This is a genomic window from Corynebacterium sp. H130, assembly GCF_037572395.1.
GTDB lineage: Bacteria > Actinomycetota > Actinomycetes > Mycobacteriales > Mycobacteriaceae > Corynebacterium.
The window spans coordinates 370080-387965 of sequence record NZ_JBBHLA010000001.1; the positions used below are offsets into that span (position 1 = coordinate 370080).

Consider the following 17886-nt stretch of genomic DNA (forward strand, 5'->3'; position numbering starts at 1 on the left):
ATCAACCGCCCAGGCTGGGGATCTTTTCCGGCGTGGGCTACAAGATCCCCTGTTTCTTCGCTTGCGCAACTGCTGCCGTACGGGAGGTGACCCCAAGTTTGGTGAAGGCATTGCCTAGGTGCGATTTGATCGTTGCCTCGGTCAAGAACAGCGTCTTAGCAATGTCCTTATTCGACATGCCCTCTCCCACCAATCGCAGCACTTCAAGCTCTCGATTGGTGAGCCGAACGCTCGGGTTCGCCACGCGCCCCATCAGCTTTGTGGCTACTTTTGTCGACAGCACTGACTCACCTCGCGCGGCTTTGCGCACGCCCGCAATGAGATCTTCCGGATCTGCATCTTTCAGCAAGTACCCGACTGCGCCAGCAGAGACCGCGCCAATCACATCAGCGTCGGTCGAATAGTTGGTCACGACCAAGACCTGTGGTCCACGCGGCATACTGCGGATCGCCCGAGTCGCCACGACTCCTCCGGATTCCCGCTGATCACTAGGGCTATCACCGAAACGCAAATCCATCAGCACCACGTCAACTTCCGGATGTACTGTCACGAAGTCAATCGCTGCCTCGGCAGATGCAACTTCCCCCACGACGCTAATGTCGGTTGCGGATTCCAGCACGGCGCGCAGGCCTGCCCGAATGACGGGATGGTCGTCGGCAAGCAAAAGTGAAATCATTTTTCTCCCATCGGGACTCGTGCCCTCACCCCGGTACCAGTGCCGGGGCTGGATTCAATGGTTAACTCCCCGCCTAATGCGGCAAGTCGTCGCCGGGCCACTCCTAAGCCAAATGATCCAGGACGGATAGTCTCGGGATCAAAGCCGACGCCATTATCGACGACATCGACAATCACTGCATCAGGCTGATACGTGAGCGTGACGTGGGCTTTCGTAGCCTGGGAATGGCTGACAACATTGGCCACCAGGGTTTGCGTCACGCGAAGGAGGACGGCCTCCTGTTCAGGTGTCAGATCTGTGGTGTCACCATCGATATCAAAGGTGATCGCATTGCCGAGTGGCGTGGTGGAACAGACGCGGGCGAGGGCTACAGGAAGGGTGGTGTCTGCCAACGGGGCTGGTTGCAAAGCCGTAATGATGCGTCGGGTTTCCTGCAGGTTCTCAGCTGCGGTTGTGCGAGCGAGCTGCAGTGTTTCATACAGTTGTTCATCACCGAGGTCATTCGCCCGACGCTCTGCTGAATGCAACAGCAGTTGAATCGAGGAAAGGCCTTGGGCAACGGTGTCGTGAATTTCACCGGCCAGTCGGGCTCGTTCGTTAGTCTCCCCTGCTTCGCGGGCCATGGCAGTCGCGCGGGCTTTGGCGTCGATAAGCTCCTCAATCGCCATCGCGCGTGCCTCGGATTCGCTGATAAGAAGACGGAAACCAAGGCCGACAGCCAAAGCCACGAGCGCGCCGATAACCGGCCCAATGCTCGCACCGAGGGCGAAACCAGTGAAGCGCCCCAGCAAGCACACCGTCACTGCAGTCAGTGCTCCGACTTCGCCTACAGCGCGCCAACCCCCATGCGCGTGCGTAAGCGCAAAAAACAGCGGAAATGCCAAGAATGCGGCGTCTTCGGTGCTCCACAGGAACCAAGAAAATGCTGCGAGAAGCAACAAGAAAGTTGGTGCGGGGATAGCTTTGATCCGGCAATATTCCCAGCCCACGAGCGCCAAAGTGAAAGCAAGCGCGGCCGGCCACGAAGCCGGGGACCTCACCACGGCCAGCACAATGAGAACTCCCACCAACCCAAACATCAGGCCATGCAACCAGCGCCAGGCTGAGTGGATGAGATGCGGGTTTGTGGGCTTAGCAGACATGAACTCAAGCCTAGTGCTCGTTTGCAACCAGCGAGAACAACAGGAGGTCGGAGTTTTTCTCCTACTAAAGTCGCAACTGAAGTCCATTCCGATCCCCGATGTGCTGGGCCCTTCGGGCCGGAAGACTTGAAGCTATGTTTCAAGGAATCAAAGAACTTCGTCGCGCGCCCGGCCGGGCAGCGCTGATCACCGTGACCATCGGACTTATCGCTGTCCTGGTCAGCTTTCTCTCGGCACTCACTGCGGGACTTTCTCATCAGTCCATTTCTGCACTGGACTACCTCAGCGAAGACAAACAAGGGCTGATCGTAGCTGACGACGGGTCCACTACCCTTTCTGCCTCCCGCGTATCCCCATCCCTTGCGGGCGAGGTCGGCGGAACTGCGCTCTATCTCGTGCGTGATCGCGTCGACAACAAGCCTGTTGTCTACTTGTCTGACCCCGCCCTCCACGGCACCGAAGTCAAGGTCAATAGCACTTTGTCGCAGGACGTTCAGCTTCGTGGCCAAACGCTTATCGTCACGGGCACGCAGGATCTCTGGCTCGATCACACCCCTGTCGTCACTGCGTCACCGGCCTTGCTGGAAAGCATGGGCGAACCACCCGTTGCCGTCCTCGCGGACTCTCCGGTCGCCCCTCCACCTGGGACCAAGATGCTCACCGGCAAGGACATCTTCAAAGTCTCGGCGAGTTACGTTGGTGAAAACCTCTCGCTCACGACGATGACCACATTGTTGTTCGCTATTTCCGCCCTCGTAGTCGGCGCCTTCTTCACGGTGTGGACCATTCAACGATTAGGCTCGGTCGCAGTTTCGCTCGCCCTGGGATCGGCGCGAAAGGTTGTGCTTGCTGATGCACTTTCGCAGGCGCTTATCGTCCTCGCCGTCGGCATCGGCGCCGGTACTTTATTGACGATCCTCGTCGCCTCCTTCGCACCTGCAGCGATGCCGGTGGAGCTGAGCTGGAACACGACGGCGCTTCCCGCGCTTATCCTGCTGGCTTGCGGACTCGTCGGCGCGGCCTTCTCCCTCATCCCAGTCATGCGGGTCGAACCCCGCTCCGCACTCGCCCAATTCTAAGGACTCCCATGGCACACGAACTGCACTTTTCCCACATCAGCCTCGACATCAAGGACGGAGCTTCCACCCGTCCACTCCTCACCGACATCTCGTTCACGGCCCAGCCCGGCGAAGTCCTCGGCATCACTGGCCCCTCTGGCTCTGGTAAGTCCACGATTCTAGCGATCGCCGGCTGTCTGCAGCCCGCCACCAGCGGAGGCGTCTGGCTCGGCGACACTAACCTTTCCGTCACCGGCCGCACTGCAGCACGACTTCGCCGTGAAAAAATCGGCATCGTCTTCCAACGGCCCAACCTCATCCCTTCGCTCACCGTCCTCGAGCAGCTCTTGATCATGCCGAGGCTCGGGCGCCTGTGGGTGGGGCGCCGCACTGGCGTCGATAAGGCACGCACGTTGCTTGCCGACGTCGGTCTGGGAGGGCTCGAAACCCGCAAGGTGGGTGAACTATCTGGTGGCCAGCAAGCTCGAGTAAATATTGCCCGTGCTCTGATGAATTCTCCCGAGCTGCTGCTCATTGATGAGCCGACGGCAGCGCTTGATTCACGCAGTGCTGCGCAGATCACGGACCTGATTACGGATCTTGTGCACGAGGAGCAGCTCACCGCCCTTTACGTCACGCACGATCCTGCCCAAATGGAAAAACTCGACCGCACGATTCGCATCGTGGACGGCCGAGTTCAGGTCGAAGCTAGCGTGTGATCGACACCGTTGGAGCGCCGGTGACCGTGGTATCTTCCATGGTCTCGGCGATCTTCATCGCTTCTTCGATGAGGGTCTGCACGATCTGAGATTCAGGAACGGTCTTGATGACCTCACCCTTGACAAAAATCTGGCCCTTGCCGTTGCCGGAAGCAACACCCAGGTCTGCGTCACGGGCCTCACCAGGGCCATTGACCACGCAGCCCATGACAGCGACGCGCAGCGGGATCTCCATGCCCTCCAGGCCAGCGGAAACCTCCTCAGCGAGCTTGTAGACGTCCACCTGGGCACGGCCACAGGATGGGCAGGACACAATTTCGAGCTTGCGTGGGCGCAGATTCAGCGACTGCAAAATCTGGTCGCCGACCTTGATCTCTTCCTTCGGATCAGCGGAGAGAGACACACGGATGGTGTCGCCGATGCCCTCTGCCAACAGCGCGCCGAAGGCTACGGAAGACTTGATGGTGCCCTGGAAAGCCGGGCCGGCCTCAGTCACACCCAGGTGGAGCGGGTAATCCGACTTTGCAGCAAGCTGGCGGTACGCCTCCACCATGACCACTGGGTCGTTGTGCTTAACGGAAATAGCAATGTCACCGAAGCCGTGCTCCTCGAACAGGCCTGCTTCCCACAGTGCAGACTCCACAAGAGCCTCCGGAGTGGCCTTGCCGTACTTGTCCATGATCCGCTTGTCCAGGGAACCGGCGTTCACACCAATGCGGATTGGGATGCCCGCATCGCCAGCGGCCTTGGCCACTTCCTTCACACGACCATCGAACTCCTTGATGTTGCCTGGGTTCACGCGAACAGCGGCGCAACCGGCGTCAATGGCAGCGAAAATGTACTTCGGCTGGAAGTGAATATCGGCGATCACTGGGATCGGAGACTTCTTAGCGATGATCGGCAGAGCCTCCGCGTCTACCGTCTTTGGACAAGCAACACGAACGATGTCGCAGCCGGTAGCGGTGAGCTGCGCGATCTGCTGCAGCGTCGCATTCACGTCGTGTGTCTTGGTGGTGGTCATCGACTGCACCGAAATCGGGTAATCAGAACCGACGCCCACCTTTCCGACCATCAGCTGGCGCGTCTTACGACGTGGCGCAAGAGTTGGCAGTGGCGCATCAGGAATTCCGAGGCCGATTGGGTTAGACACAGTTCGTGCTCCTTTGAAGACGATCGAAAGTAGCCACCACTTTACCACCAGCCCCAACCCAGCTGCGCACCGGCGGTACCGAAATCTTTCCCGTATTTGGACACGCTCTCCTGGGGTTTTGCCAGAAAACCGGTTCAAGGACGGGAAAGATTTCCCCCTAGCCGAAAAGTCGAATTGGATTGACGATGTCCGCCACAATCACAATCGCACCGAGCACCAGCAAAGCTGCGGACATCGCATAGGTCAGTGGCATGAGCTTGGTGTAGTCGGCTGGCCCAGCTGGCGCCAATCCGCGGAGACCACGGACCCAGTCACGAAGCTTCTCCCACAGCACGACAGCGATGTGACCTCCATCCAGAGGTGGCAACGGGATCAAGTTAAACAGGGCGAGGAAGAAGTTAAGGCTGGCGAGCATCATCAGGAACGTAGCCCATTGCGCACGTTCGACCATTTCGCCTCCGACGCGAGAGGCTCCGACAACGCTCATTGGCGAAGTCTCAGCTCGTTCCGCTCCAAAGATCGAGGCCAGAACGCCAGGGATTTGCGCTGGCATGGCTACCAGGCCCTGAACTGTTGCGCCGAGCATGTCGCCAGTGAAGGAGAAGGTGGCCGGAATGGCGTCGATAAGGCCGTATTGCTTGATGGCATCGTCGGGGTACTTATTCACCACGCCGATGGCGCCCACGGTGGCGGTAGTGCCATCTTGGAGTGGGCGCTCAACCGCAGGAATTGCGATTGGGATGTCCAGGCGTTGACCGTCTCGCTCGATGAGGAAAGTGGCTGTTTCGCCGGGGTGCTTCATCACCCAGTCACGCATGTCCATGAAGTGCGCCATCTCTTCACCGTTGATGGCGAGAATCCGGTCACCAGGCTTGATTCCCGCATCCGCTGCCGGGCCGGAATCCGTGCAGTCTGGGGTGACACAGCTGGTTTCCGCAACGGTTGCGGTGAAGTCCGCCTTGGGATTAGGCAGACCACTTCCAACGGCCACGATGTAAAGCACAATCAGGCCGATGAGCATGTTCATGGTGACGCCGCCGAGGAGCGTCGCTACGCGCGCCCACCAGGGTTTGTCCACCATCGCGTAAGGCTTTTCTTCTGGGGTGACTTCGTCGATGGCGGTCATGCCGGCGATGTCACAAAACCCGCCAAGGGGCACGGCTTTAAATCCGTACGTCGTGTGCCCGCGCGTGTACTGGAACACGGTTGGCCCGAAGCCGATGAAGAAGCGCCGCACGCGCATGCCGCACGCTCGCGCCACGCTGTAGTGGCCCCATTCGTGTAGGCCGATGGTCAGCGCAATGCCCAAGGCGAAGAGGAATACGCCTGCGAAATAGCCCACTGTTGTTTAACTCCCCAGCGTTAGTTCGAAATCCGGTCCACGATGTCGTTGGCCCGGCGACGAGCCTCGGTTTCCACCTCAATGACATCATCGACGTTCGACGGTACACCGGCGAACTCGTTTGCCGAACTTAGCACCTCGGCCACCGTATCGACGATCTGCGGGAACTTGATCCGCCCCTGTAAGAATGCTTCAGCGGCTTCCTCGTTCGCGGCGTTGTACACAGCCGGAGTGGTTCCGCCTGCCCGTGCAGAGTCTCGTGCGAGCTGCACTGCCGGGAACGCCTGATTATCCACTGGTTCAAAAGTCCACTCATGAGATTGACTGAAGTCCAGGGCCGGCTGGGCCTTCGCCACGCGGTGCGGCCAATCAAGGGCCATAGAAATTGGAAGCTTCATCGATGGTGGCGAAGCCTGTGCGATCGTCGCACCATCATGGAACGTCACCATCGAGTGGATGATCGACTGCGGGTGAACCGTGACGTCAATCAAGTCAGGATCGACCCCGAACAGCAAGCTGGCCTCAATCAGTTCCAGGCCTTTGTTGATCAAAGTCGCAGAATTCAACGTGTTCATCTGCCCCATTGACCACGTCGGATGCTTTGCAGCCTGCTCAGGAGTCACCTCCCACATTTGTTCGCGCGTCCAGCCACGGAACGGACCGCCCGAGGCAGTGAGAACGAATCGAGCAACCTCGGAGCGAGCGCCCGACATTAAGCACTGCGCCATCGCCGAGTGCTCCGAATCCACAGGCACCAGCTGCCCCGGCTTGGCCTTCTCCAGCACGATGTGCCCGCCAGCGACCAAGGACTCCTTGTTCGCCAGAGCGAGCGTCGCGCCCTTCTCAAGGGTTGCCACCGTGGAACGAAGACCCATCGACCCGACAAGGGCGTTAAGTACAGTGTCGGCGTCTGTGGCGTCGACAAGCTCGTGTGCATGGGTCAGGACCGCACCCCCAAGCGCCTCCCCCACCTTGGCGGCAGCCTCAGGCTTTGCGACGCACACCTGCCCCGCATTCAGCCCCAGCGTGCGCGCCTGCTCAATCACAACTTTCGGCTGCGAACCTCCGGCAGCGATACCAACGACCTCAAACTTGTCCGGGTTGTCAGCAATCACCTCCAACGCCTGAGTGCCAATGGAGCCAGTACTGCCGAGAATCAGAATGCGCTTTTTCACTCCCCTATTATGGCAGCTCCCACCACTTTTGGGTGTACCCCCATTCCAATGCGACGGGGCCGGTGTACGGAATATGTGCCAAGGGCACTACACTATGCAAAGATATTAGGGACATAACTTTTCTTTACTTGAAGGAGCTATAACGTGGCTGGTTCTCACACGATTGAGCCTGAGGTTCACAACGGCGTGTCTACCCTCGACGAGCCTTCGGCTGCCTGGGGCTGGCACAACATCGGCCGAGGCCCAATCCAGATTGCTGGCTGGATCTCCGTCGCTTTCCTGCTTGGCATGAACTTCGGTAACCACCGTGGCCACGTAGAGACCATCTGGCTCTGCGCTATCGCAGCTCTCATCGCTATCGGCCTGCTCATTCAGCTGTTCCAGCCAAAGCTGTCCCAGGTACGCACCGTGACCGCTCACAACAAGCCAGTTGGCCACGAGGAGCCACACTGGACCTACGAGCAGCTTTCCCTCACCGGTAACTACGCAAACCTGTCCGAGAAGCAGCTCCGCGCACTCAACGTCGATCCTTCCACCGTGAAGGGCGAACTGCGCTAATTTCGCTCCGAGTTTTCATCCCCTTGGCTTTCAGCCGGGGGGATTTTTGTTTCGGCAATTATGCAGGGGTCCGGCGGGTTTCTAGGGGTGTTTGCCGTTCTATTTTCGGTCTTTGGCGAAGTCGATTTGACGAGGATCGCTGGATAGCTTAGCTGGGGCGAAACGGTAACCTCAGATCTTCGTCAAAACAGTCTCGTCAAAGTCAACACCTGTCGATCAGGCGGGCAGCTTTCTCTTTGCAACAGCCAGTCAGGGAGAAGGAGCTCTATTTACACCAGGCCCGGACCTTGTAGAAAATCTCTGGGTAGTGCTCATCAACGTACTTAATGCAGTGGCGGGAGACCATGTAGTAGGCAATAGCTGCAACCAGCGCGCATATTCCGGCGCCTGCCACAAGGTAAGAGCTACTGTGTGTGATTGCGCCATACACGATCACCACTAATCCTGGGAGCAGCGGAATCCAGCAGCCAAGCAGTGCTCCGAATGCTGAGACGAATGCAGCCGAGGAATACCCGGAACGATCCTGCCACGGGTTCGTTCCCGGCTCTGCCACTGGGAATGGGTTGTGGACAGAGAACAGCATGCCCACCGCCGCTCCGGTAGCAAACAACGCGAGCGCTACCACGGTAGTGACAACGGCATGCAGCTTGTTCGGGGTCAAGGCGATCATCACAATGCAGTACAGCATCAGCGTGATGATGTGTGGTGTGATCATGGCCAAATGCCGCCCAAATACCAACGTCTTCGCCGGAACCGCGGTAACTAAGTGGACCCAATTGGCCGGGCCGTCATAACCGAAGTCGTTCGCTACAACCGTCGCCACCAAGAACGCCATGGTCACTGCCCCTGCATACCAATTGCCGAACATCACCCCCTGATACCCGAAGAGGACGGCAACAATAGGCAACATGAAAAGCTGCGGGCCCAGCCGGGTATCCCGACGGAAATAGCGAAGCGCTCGCGAGTACACAATACCGAAGCGATTCCGTGGAGCCAGCGGTACTAGCAGACTGCTGCTGACCTTCGCAGTCTCTCGCACGACGCGGGAATTCAGTGGCGCCACCAGGCGGTTACTCAAGGTGCGATACCACATCCAGGTCAAACCAATAAGGCTCACCACTGTGATCACGAACTGTCCGAGAGCCGCCCACCAGTTCCCAGCTATCAGCGAGGCGATCACACCTGAAGGTGCGGCAAAAGGAGTCCAAGCCAGCACCGCACCGAGCTCAAAGAGGGGCTTCGTCAGGTGCGCTGACATGCCATTGAGCACGTTGATACCAAGCACGATAACCACACCTGCGACTGACGCCAACGTTCGTCGTCGCTCTTCCACTTTCCGGTCCGTTTGGCGAGCGAGCAGACAGGTCCATGTCTCCCCCATCACCAAGGTCGTGACCAACTGGAGGAACATCATGGGAATGAGTGCCCACGAGAAGCCCAGGGTCAATGCGGCGACAACTCCGGTGATGGTCGTGAGCAAGAGGACTAGTAATCCACGGCTATTGAGCACCGCCACCACGGCATGCGCCTTAAAGAGAGTCCGACTAGAAATCGGCAAGGCAGAAAGCGTCTCTGGTTGCAGTTGGTTCTCGCCATCAGGCATGAACGCGGAAACCAGCAGATACGTGAGTACGCCGATACCGCACAGTGCCGGGAGGACAGTTGCCTGGGCGTCGGCAAGCGGGCCCCAAGCAACAGCGAACAGGGAGAGCGCTGCGCCCAGGGCATACAAGTACACCACCACGATCATGAGAATTAGGCGGGAATTCGCGCCGATGGAGCGTCGCCAGAGGGCTCGTTGAAGTCTGAGTAATGGTCTAGTCAATGTGCAGCCACCCCAAGCTATCCGCGGACAACGCGGCGCCACCAACTAGTTGAACGAACCGATCTGTCAGGCTACCACCCGCACGCACTTCGTCCACAGTGCCGTTGGCGACAATGCGACCATCTTTCATGACCGCCACATGGTCGCAGAGGCCTTCCACTAGCTCCATGCTGTGCGAAGACAGAAGTACCGTGCCACCCCCGGACACATAACGACGCAAAATCTCCTGGATAACCTGCCCCGACGCCGGATCCACTGCCTCGAGTGGCTCATCCAGAATGACGACTTTTGGACTGTGCAGCAGCGCCGACGCCAATAGGATCTTCTTGGTCATACCTGCGGAATAGTCGACGATCTGCTTCCCCGCCGCTTCAGTCAGGCCCAGCGCCGCCAGCAATTCCGTCGCGCGCTTTTCGACGACCTCCGGTGTCAACTCTCGCAGCGCGCCCACATACTCCAGGAATTCTGCGCCGGTGAGTCGATCGAAGACTGGCATCCCATCGGCGAGTAACCCAAACTGGCGCTTGGCTTCCAGGGGATGCTCCCAGATGTTGATATCACCGATGTAGGCCGTCCCATGGTCAGGGCGCTGCAGACCGGTTGCCATTGTGAGCATTGTGGTCTTGCCACAGCCGTTTGGACCAACGAGGCCATAAATGCTGCCTCGAGGCACGTCAAGGGAGACGTTGTCCACCGCGACTTTGGAGCCGTAGTGCTTAGTCAAATTCGCCAATTGAAAAGCTATTTCACCCATAGCTTTTCATGCTAACTGAATTTATCGCTCCTCCGCCGCCAACTGGCCACACGCTGCAGCGATCTCCTGGCCTCGGGTATCACGAACGGTGCAGGTGACTCCCTGTGCAATGACGCGGCGGACAAACTCGTCCTGTCGTTCCTTAGGCGAGGCGTCCCACTTGGATCCTGGGGTCGGGTTAAGTGGAATCAGGTTGACGTGCACCAGTGGTCCGAGCGCCTTGTGCAGTTTCTTGCCGAGCATGTCCGCACGCCAGCCCTGGTCGTTGATGTCGCGGATGAGTGCGTACTCAATGGAAACGCGACGGCCAGACTTGTCTGCGTAGTACTTTGCGGCGTCGAGAACTTCGGATATGGACCAGCGGTTGTTGACGGGCACGAGGGTGTCGCGAAGCTCGTCGTCAGGCGTGTGCAGGGAGACTGCGAGGGTGACGGAGAATCCTTCGTCGGCGAAGCGTCGAATAGCTGGGGCGATACCGACGGTGGACACGACGACGTTGCGCTGCGAAATACCAAAGCCGTGCGGGGCTGGCGAGGTGATCTGGCGGACAGCACTCATGACGCGCTTGTAGTTCGCCAGAGGTTCGCCCATGCCCATGAACACGATGTTGGACAGGCGGGAGCCCTCGGAAGCCATGGTGGCGGCTGCTGCGCGGACCTGGTCGACGATCTCGCCCGTCGACAAGTTGCGGTCGATGCCGCCCTGGCCGGTGGCACAGAACGGGCACGCCATGCCGCAACCAGCCTGGGAGGAGATACAGAGGGTTGCGCGGTCTTTGTAGCGCATGAGAACGGATTCGAGGAGGGTGCCGTCATGGAGGCGCCACAGAGTTTTAGTCGTTTCACCCTCGTCGGTGGAAATGGTGCGCACCGGCGTCATAAGGGTTGGGAAAAGGGCTTCCTTGACCTTGTCACGCGCGGCAGCGGGGAGGTCCGTCATGGTGCGGGGATCGGCTTCCAACCGCTCGTAGTAGTGCTTCGCGAGCTGGTTAGCGCGGAATTTCGGCAGCCCCAACTCCTTGAGAATGTCGATGCGCTCTTCCTCGGTGTAATCCGCGAAGTGCTTTTGGGGCATGCCACGCTTAGGGGCTTCAAAAACGAGAGGTACTTCAGCCATAGTGCACTCCATCTTTCCATGTAATTGGCGCTATCCCAACCGAGAGCGTTGAATAGTAGACATGACTACACCAGAAGCACCGCTTAACGACGACCCTTCGACCCCATCCCCAACCCCTATCGAAACCCCAAAGGTTCGCAGCTCCCTGGCGGGCGGGACATGGGTCGCGTTGATCTTCGGCATCCTGTTACTGATCCTCCTGCTGGTTTTTATCCTGCAGAATCAGCAGCACGTTGACCTGAATCTGTTCACGTGGTCGTTCTCGGTGCCAGTAGGCGTGGGCTTCCTGCTCGCGGCTATCGCTGGTGCGCTGATCATGACGATCGTCGGCGGTATTCGTATGCTTGAGCTGCGTCGTCAGGTCAAGGCTTCCCGCAAAGCGACCCTGAACTTCTAGACCAAGCTCAGCAGCAACCACGTCACCATCGCTGACGGCAGCATGCCGTCGAGACGGTCCATCAGTCCGCCATGTCCCGGGAGCATGGCGGACATGTCTTTGATACCCAGTTCGCGTTTGAACTGGCTTTCTACAAGATCGCCAAGGGTCGCGCAGATGACAAGGCCAATGCCGAGGAGCATGCCGATCCACCAGGTGCCATTCACCAGGTACGTCACGGTCAAAATGCCCGTGATGCTTCCCAAAATAATTGAGCCTGCGAAGCCTTCCCAAGACTTCTTTGGGCTCACCGCAGGAGCCATCGGATGGGTTCCGAACATCACGCCGGCAATGTAGCCTCCGACGTCGGACGCGACAACACACAGCATGAATGTCACGATGTACATGCCGTAACCCACGCCCTCTTGTTCGAGCTGGGACAGCATCGCCGCGAAGGCACCGAAGAGCGGGATCCAGGTCAGCACAAAAATGCCGAGCGACATGTCCCGGAGATAGTTCATGGGGGCCGTGGTTCGACCGTGGTGGAACAGTCGGCCAAACATCAAAGCCAACACGCTCGCCACAAAGCCTGCGACGAGACCATCGGTGCCGAACGGCAATGACAGCCAAATCATCGCCTGGCCGCCGACGAGGAGGACGGTGCGTTGCAGCACGTAGCCGTGCTCTTTGAGTCGCGCATGAACCTCCCAAGTGGCGAGGAATACCGCTATGGCGACAAGCGGGTACCAGCCAAAGGGGATCACAAAAATTGCAAGCAAGACGATTGCGCCGAGGCCAAGGCCCACCGCAATTGCTTGCTTCAAGTCGCGACCAGCCGAGTTCTTTGGCCGAATGTGCTCCACCGTGTTTCTCCTACATGCGAAAAGCGCTGCCTGGGATACGCAGCGCTTCCAATTGAACTAATGGAAAGTCCTTAGACTTCCATGAGCTCCTTTTCCTTAGCAGCAACCAGCTCGTCCATCTGAGCGACGTACTTCTGGGTGACCTTGTCCAGGTCCTTTTCTGCTGCCTGTACTTCGTCCTCGCCTGCGTCGCCGTCCTTTTGCAGTTTCTTCAGCTGATCCATGCCCTTGCGGCGCACGTTGCGGATAGCGATCTTGCCGTCTTCACCCTTGGACTTGGCCATCTTGACCATTTCCTTGCGGCGCTCTTCGGTGAGCTGTGGCACGGTGACACGGAGAACCTGACCGTCGTTGGTTGGGTTCACGCCGAGGTCGGAGTTGCGGATTGCGTTCTCGATCTCGTTCATGACAGACATCTCGTAAGGCTTGATCAGCAGCATGCGTGGCTCTGGCACGGAGATGGTTGCCATCTGAGTGATCGGAGTCAGGGTGCCGTAGTACTCGGCCATAACGCCGTTGAACATGGCTGGGTTTGCACGGCCGGTGCGGATGGTGGTGAGGTCCTCACGAGTGTGGTCCACAGAAGCGCCCATGCGCTCTTCGCATTCCAGCAGGATTTCGTCGATCATGATTGTCCTTTATTGAAGTTGTCGGTCGTGTTCTAAAGATATCAGGAACGCACGAGCGTACCGATTTGTTCGCCCCGAACGGCGCGAGCAATGTTGCCCTCGGTAAGGAGGTTGAACACGAGAATTGGCATCTTGTTGTCCATGCACAGGCTGAATGCGGTGGAGTCTGCTACCTTGAGGCCCTTTTCAATGACCTCTTGTGGGGTGATCTCGGTGAACATCACGGCGTTAGGGTTGGTGCGAGGATCGTCGTCGTAGACGCCATCCACTGCCTTGGCCATGAGCAGCACTTCGCAGTCGATCTCAAGGGCACGCTGAGCAGCCGTGGTGTCGGTCGAGAAGAATGGCATACCCATACCTGCACCGAAGATCACGACGCGGCCCTTTTCCAGGTGACGCTTTGCGCGCAGCGGAAGGTACGGCTCAGCGACCTGCGCCATGTTAATGGCGGTCTGCACGCGCGTTTCGACGCCTTCCTTTTCCAGGAAGTCCTGGAGGGCGAGGCAGTTCATGACGGTTCCGAGCATGCCCATGTAGTCAGAGCGGGAACGATCCATGCCACGCTGCTGCAGCTGTGCACCGCGGAAGAAGTTACCACCGCCGATCACAACGCAAATTTCCGTGCCTGTTTTGGCGATGTCAGCAATCTGACGTGCAACGTTTTGAACGACGTCAGGATCGATGCCGACGTTGCCACCGCCGAACATTTCACCGCCTAGCTTCAGCATTACTCGCTTGAATCCTTGGCGTTTGTTTGCGGAATCCTCCGACATTGAGGGTGCACCTTCCTACAGGGTCTTCACAGTTCTAGAAATAGCTTACATGTGTTGCAGACATGAAAAAACGTTCCGGACCATTGCTGGTGCGGAACGTTTCATCATGCGGGCTTAGTGCTGTCCAACCTCGAAGCGAGCGAAGGACTTCAGGGTAACGCCTGCTTCGTCCATGAGCTGCTTGACGGACTTCTTGTTGTCAGAGACGGAAGCCTGCTCGAGCAGGGTGACGTCCTTGAAGAAGCCGTTCATGCGACCCTCGACGATCTTCGCGATAGCAGCCTCTGGCTTGCCCTCTTCGCGGGTGATCTTCTCCTGAGTTGCGCGCTCCTTCTCGATGACGTCTGCTGGGACGTCCTCGCGAGACAGGTACTGAGCCTTCATAGCTGCAACCTGCATAGCGGCAGCCTTTGCAGCAGCCTCATCGTCGCCTTCGTATGCAACGAGAACGCCAACTGCTGGTGGCAGGTCAGCTGCACGGTGGTGCAGGTAAACAGCAACCTTGTCGCCCTCGAGGGTGATGGCGCGACGCAGTTCGAGCTTCTCGCCGATCTTCGCAGACAGCTGCTGGATTGCCTCTGCAGCGGTCATGCCGTCGACCTCAGCTGCTGCGAGCTCTTCTGGGGTGTTTGCCTTCACTGCAGCTGCAGCGTCAGCGATCTTTGCGCAGAAGTCCTTGAACTCAGCGTTCTTTGCAACGAAGTCGGTCTCAGAGTTGATCTCGACCATGGTGTTGCCAGAAACAGCGATGAGGCCCTCAGCAGCGGTGCGCTCTGCGCGCTTGCCGACGTCCTTAGCGCCCTTGATGCGGAGCAGCTCAACTGCCTTCTCGAAGTCGCCAGCGGTCTCCTCGAGAGCCTTCTTGCTGTCGAGCATGCCAGCGCCGGTCATTTCACGCAGCTTCTTGACGTCTGCAGCGGTGTAGTTCGCCATGTGGGGCGATCCTCCTTGATTTTAGAAGAGAATTTTCCTTGTTGAAGTCTAGCGTAATGGCAACAATTGTGCGCGCAGCGGGGTGGTCATTTGTTCCTTAAGAAGCTAGATGGGGTGCAGCTTCGTGGGATTCAGGCTAACCCCGAGTTTAGGAACCTGAGTTTCGGAAGCAAACGCCCCCTCCAGGACGATATTCCCCTGCACTAACACCGAAACTCAGATTCCTAAACTCGCGTTTCACGGTTCTGTGACCGCTCCCCTTTGTAATTCTCCTCCACAAACGCGAAAACCTCCCCGAAGGGAGGTTTTCATAGAGTGAAGAATTACTCAGCAGCAGGTGCTTCGGCAGCAACTTCTTCAGTAGCCTCAACCTTAGCAGCGACCTCTACTTTGTCGTCCTTGTTAGCGTCGCCGGCAGCTTCCTTAGCTGCAGCCAGCTGGCGCTCTTCGCGAGCCTTCTTGCCCTCTTCCACAGCGGAGGAGATGACGCGAGACAGCAACGCGGTTGCGCGGATGGCGTCGTCGTTGCCTGGGATTGGGAAGTTCACAACGTCTGGGTCGCAGTTGGTGTCCAGGATGGCAACAACTGGGATGTTCAGCTTGTGAGCCTCGGAGATCGCGATGTGCTCCTTGTTGGTGTCGATGACCCACATTGCGGAAGGAAGCTTGTTCATGTCCGCGATGCCGCCCAGGACGCGCTCCAGCTTGGTGCGCTCACGGGTGAGCATGAGGATTTCCTTCTTGGTGCGACCCTCGTAGCCGTTCTCGGCTGCGTCCATGGCCTGCAGTTCCTTCATGCGGTTCAGACGCTTTGCAACGGTCTGGAAGTTGGTGAGCATACCGCCGAGCCAACGGTGGTTAACGTATGGCATGCCAACGCGGGTTGCTTCGGTAGCAACTGCTTCCTGAGCCTGCTTCTTGGTGCCGACGTACAGGATGGTGCCACCGTGAGCGACGGTCTCCTTGACGAACTCGTAAGCCTCGTCAATGTAGGTCAGGGTCTGCTGCAGGTCAATGATGTAGATGCCGTTGCGATCGGTGAAGATGAAGCGGCGCATCTTTGGGTTCCAACGACGGGTCTGGTGACCGAAGTGGACGCCAGCGTCGAGAAGCTCGCGCATGGTTACGACTGCCATGGGTGCTCCCTTTCAAGTAGAAGTTTCGGTTATTAACAATGTGCAGGTTTTTCTCCTGCTCCTAGCGACCAAGTCCTGTCACAACACCCCAGGTAGAACCCAGGGACCGTGTTGCGCAAGAGCAAGTTTGGACGCGCGTAGTCAGCGTGCGGACACACTGCTGTGACCAATATTAGTTGGTGACCGGGAACTTTCCAAATGCGAGCAGCAAGTTATCCACAAGCAATTCACTTCTAAAACTCCAGTCCCACCATCCACAGCTCTTTTATGCTGAGCATTGACGCTTTTCAACCAAAAGCACATCATCAGGCCATGAAGAAGCTGATTTGCCTCATACTGATCACCTGTTCCCCGCTGCTTTCCGCGTATGTTTCCCCCACCACCGGGAAAGAGTACGCCAGCGGCATCGAGCGACCTTTTGACAAGCCACCGAAGAATTGGATGAAGGGACATCGTGGCGTGGACCTTAGCTCCGAACCCGGATCCCCCATTTTCGCCTCCGGGGGCGGGGCAGTCAGTTACGTCGGGGTTATCGCAGGAACTCCCACCATTGCTATTGAACACCCTGATGGAATCAAAACCACCTACCAGCCCGTTCACGCTGTTGTCTCGCAAGGCGATCCAGTAACCGAAGGCCAGGTAATTGGCCGATTGGCCGGAGACCACCTCCATTGGGGCGCATTGATCGGCAAGGACGACTACATCAATCCGCTCACTCTTCTCAAAGCACCTACGATCAGACTCAAGCCCTTGGATGGGCCTGGTCGAAAGCGGCCTTGAGTCGATCGGCAGAGACATGCGTATAGATCTGCGTCGTTTGCAGCGACGAATGACCCAACAGCTCCTGCACGATGCGCAGGTCAGCCCCGCCTTCTAACAGGTGCGTTGCTGCTGTATGACGCAGGCCGTGAGGAGTTAAACCTCTAGCCCCCGTTACCGTCGCAGCCTTTTCCACGACCCTTCTCACCTGACGGGGGTCGATACGTTTACCCCGCACGCCGACAAACAAGGCAGACTCCCCCGTTGCGGCAAGTTGCCCGCGCACAGCCAGCCATTGCCGAAGCGCGTCACCCGCAGCTTCGCCAAACGGCACGACGCGCTGCTTGTCACCCTTGCCGGTAACTTTTGCAGTGCGCTTGTCGACGTCCACTGCCCCAACATCTAGCCCAACAAGCTCTCCAATTCGTATGCCTGCTGCATACATGAGCTCCAGCATCGCACTGTCACGCAGAAACTCAATTTCACTTCCAGAAGAGGCGTTGCCAACCAGCTCACCAGCTTGAGTTTCCGATAGGACCGTTGGCAAATGCCTACCGGCCTTTGGCGTTACGAGACGCGCGGCAACATCCTTGTCCAGCTCTCCCTTTTTTACCAGCCAGGATGAAAAACTCTTCACCGCTGCCGTGCGCCTGGCAAGCGTCGCCCGACTTTTTCCTTCCGCCACCGCATCGGCCAGCCAGTGGCGCAGAGCACCGAGCGTGAACTCATTAGTTGATTCCACTTGAGCTGCGAGAAGTACAAGGTCACTGCGATACCCCTTTACCGTGGCCTTCGACTTCCCTTCGACCAAAAGAAGGGATTCGCAGTAGTCGTCGATAAGCGGGGCGAGGCGGGTCATGGTAGCCACCCATGCAGACAGGGTGGCGCGTCCAGAACTCGCG

At 58.1% G+C, this 17886-nt stretch carries 19 protein-coding genes; 5 read left to right on the forward strand and 14 right to left on the reverse strand.

Annotated elements, in window-relative coordinates; translation table 11 throughout:
* Nucleotides 1-37: 37 nt before the first annotated feature.
* Nucleotides 38-676, reverse strand: coding sequence for a response regulator transcription factor (locus WG939_RS01790; RefSeq protein WP_339981847.1), 639 nt, complete (start codon nt 674-676; stop codon nt 38-40).
* Nucleotides 673-1818: a sensor histidine kinase gene (locus WG939_RS01795; protein ID WP_339981849.1), complete on the reverse strand. Its 1146-nt coding sequence runs from the start codon at nt 1816-1818 to the stop codon at nt 673-675. The genes WG939_RS01790 and WG939_RS01795 overlap by 4 nt, the downstream gene beginning before the upstream one ends.
* Nucleotides 1819-1952: 134 nt before the next feature.
* Here WG939_RS01795 and WG939_RS01800 point away from each other — a divergent pair, with 134 nt between their 5' ends.
* Both WG939_RS01800 and WG939_RS01805 read left to right on the forward strand, forming a co-directional pair.
* Complete coding sequence (locus WG939_RS01800; protein WP_339981851.1) at nt 1953-2897, forward strand: ABC transporter permease; 945 nt, start codon at nt 1953-1955, stop codon at nt 2895-2897.
* Between the two features lie 8 nt (nt 2898-2905).
* Complete coding sequence (locus tag WG939_RS01805; RefSeq protein WP_339981852.1) at nt 2906-3595, forward strand: ABC transporter ATP-binding protein; 690 nt, start codon at nt 2906-2908, stop codon at nt 3593-3595.
* Here the strand turns inward: WG939_RS01805 and ispG are convergent.
* The 3 genes from ispG to dxr form a co-directional block, all read right to left on the reverse strand.
* The gene (ispG, locus tag WG939_RS01810) at nt 3585-4745 is read right to left on the reverse strand and encodes a flavodoxin-dependent (E)-4-hydroxy-3-methylbut-2-enyl-diphosphate synthase (RefSeq protein WP_339981854.1); all 1161 of its coding nucleotides are present in this window, start codon (nt 4743-4745) and stop codon (nt 3585-3587) included. The two genes, WG939_RS01805 and ispG, sit on opposite strands and share 11 nt — an antisense overlap.
* 157 nt (nt 4746-4902) lie before the next feature.
* On the reverse strand, nt 4903-6087 hold the full coding sequence (locus WG939_RS01815) for a M50 family metallopeptidase (RefSeq protein ID WP_339981855.1): 1185 nt from the start codon (nt 6085-6087) through the stop codon (nt 4903-4905).
* A 20-nt stretch (nt 6088-6107) separates the two neighbouring features.
* Nucleotides 6108-7262, reverse strand: coding sequence for a 1-deoxy-D-xylulose-5-phosphate reductoisomerase (dxr, locus tag WG939_RS01820; RefSeq protein WP_339981856.1), 1155 nt, complete (start codon nt 7260-7262; stop codon nt 6108-6110).
* Nucleotides 7263-7406: 144 nt separating this feature from the next.
* On the opposite strand from dxr, the gene WG939_RS01825 reads away from it, so the two are divergent.
* Entirely contained in the window at nt 7407-7820 is a 414-nt protein-coding gene (locus WG939_RS01825; RefSeq protein WP_339981857.1) for a DUF2631 domain-containing protein, read from the forward strand.
* 265 nt (nt 7821-8085) lie between these two features.
* On the opposite strand, the gene WG939_RS01830 is transcribed toward WG939_RS01825, so the two are convergent.
* The 3 genes from WG939_RS01830 to rlmN are packed head-to-tail and all read right to left on the reverse strand — an operon-like array spanning nt 8086 to nt 11515.
* On the reverse strand, nt 8086-9645 hold the full coding sequence (locus tag WG939_RS01830) for a hypothetical protein (RefSeq protein WP_339981858.1): 1560 nt from the start codon (nt 9643-9645) through the stop codon (nt 8086-8088).
* A complete protein-coding gene (locus tag WG939_RS01835) occupies nt 9638-10399 on the reverse strand; it encodes an ABC transporter ATP-binding protein (protein ID WP_339981859.1) in 762 nt (253 codons plus the stop codon). Before WG939_RS01835 ends, WG939_RS01830 begins: the two co-directional genes overlap by 8 nt.
* A gap of 21 nt (nt 10400-10420) precedes the next feature.
* Nucleotides 10421-11515: a 23S rRNA (adenine(2503)-C(2))-methyltransferase RlmN gene (gene rlmN, locus WG939_RS01840; protein WP_339981860.1), complete on the reverse strand. Its 1095-nt coding sequence runs from the start codon at nt 11513-11515 to the stop codon at nt 10421-10423.
* Between the two features lie 61 nt (nt 11516-11576).
* Between rlmN and WG939_RS01845 the strand changes: the two genes are divergently transcribed.
* Nucleotides 11577-11912, forward strand: coding sequence for a LapA family protein (locus WG939_RS01845; RefSeq protein ID WP_339981861.1), 336 nt, complete (start codon nt 11577-11579; stop codon nt 11910-11912).
* On the opposite strand, the gene WG939_RS01850 is transcribed toward WG939_RS01845, so the two are convergent.
* From WG939_RS01850 to rpsB, 5 genes are all read right to left on the reverse strand, one after another.
* Nucleotides 11909-12754, reverse strand: a complete 846-nt coding sequence (locus WG939_RS01850; RefSeq protein WP_339981863.1) for a phosphatidate cytidylyltransferase — start codon at nt 12752-12754, stop codon at nt 11909-11911. The genes WG939_RS01845 and WG939_RS01850 overlap by 4 nt on opposite strands.
* 71 nt (nt 12755-12825) lie before the next feature.
* Nucleotides 12826-13383, reverse strand: coding sequence for a ribosome recycling factor (gene frr / locus WG939_RS01855; RefSeq protein ID WP_339981864.1), 558 nt, complete (start codon nt 13381-13383; stop codon nt 12826-12828).
* Between the two features lie 41 nt (nt 13384-13424).
* Complete coding sequence (gene pyrH, locus WG939_RS01860; protein ID WP_339981865.1) at nt 13425-14156, reverse strand: UMP kinase; 732 nt, start codon at nt 14154-14156, stop codon at nt 13425-13427.
* 114 nt (nt 14157-14270) lie between these two features.
* A complete protein-coding gene (gene tsf, locus WG939_RS01865; RefSeq protein ID WP_339981866.1) occupies nt 14271-15089 on the reverse strand; it encodes a translation elongation factor Ts in 819 nt (272 codons plus the stop codon).
* 323 nt (nt 15090-15412) lie between these two features.
* Nucleotides 15413-16225, reverse strand: a complete 813-nt coding sequence (rpsB, locus tag WG939_RS01870; protein ID WP_339981867.1) for a 30S ribosomal protein S2 — start codon at nt 16223-16225, stop codon at nt 15413-15415.
* A gap of 312 nt (nt 16226-16537) precedes the next feature.
* Between rpsB and WG939_RS01875 the strand changes: the two genes are divergently transcribed.
* Entirely contained in the window at nt 16538-17005 is a 468-nt protein-coding gene (locus WG939_RS01875; protein WP_339981868.1) for a M23 family metallopeptidase, read from the forward strand.
* On the opposite strand, the gene WG939_RS01880 is transcribed toward WG939_RS01875, so the two are convergent.
* Nucleotides 16968-17843 carry a tyrosine recombinase XerC gene (locus tag WG939_RS01880; protein ID WP_339981870.1) on the reverse strand — a complete coding sequence of 292 codons (876 nt, stop codon included), beginning with the start codon at nt 17841-17843 and terminating at the stop codon, nt 16968-16970. The two genes, WG939_RS01875 and WG939_RS01880, sit on opposite strands and share 38 nt — an antisense overlap.
* Nucleotides 17844-17886 lie beyond the last annotated feature (43 nt).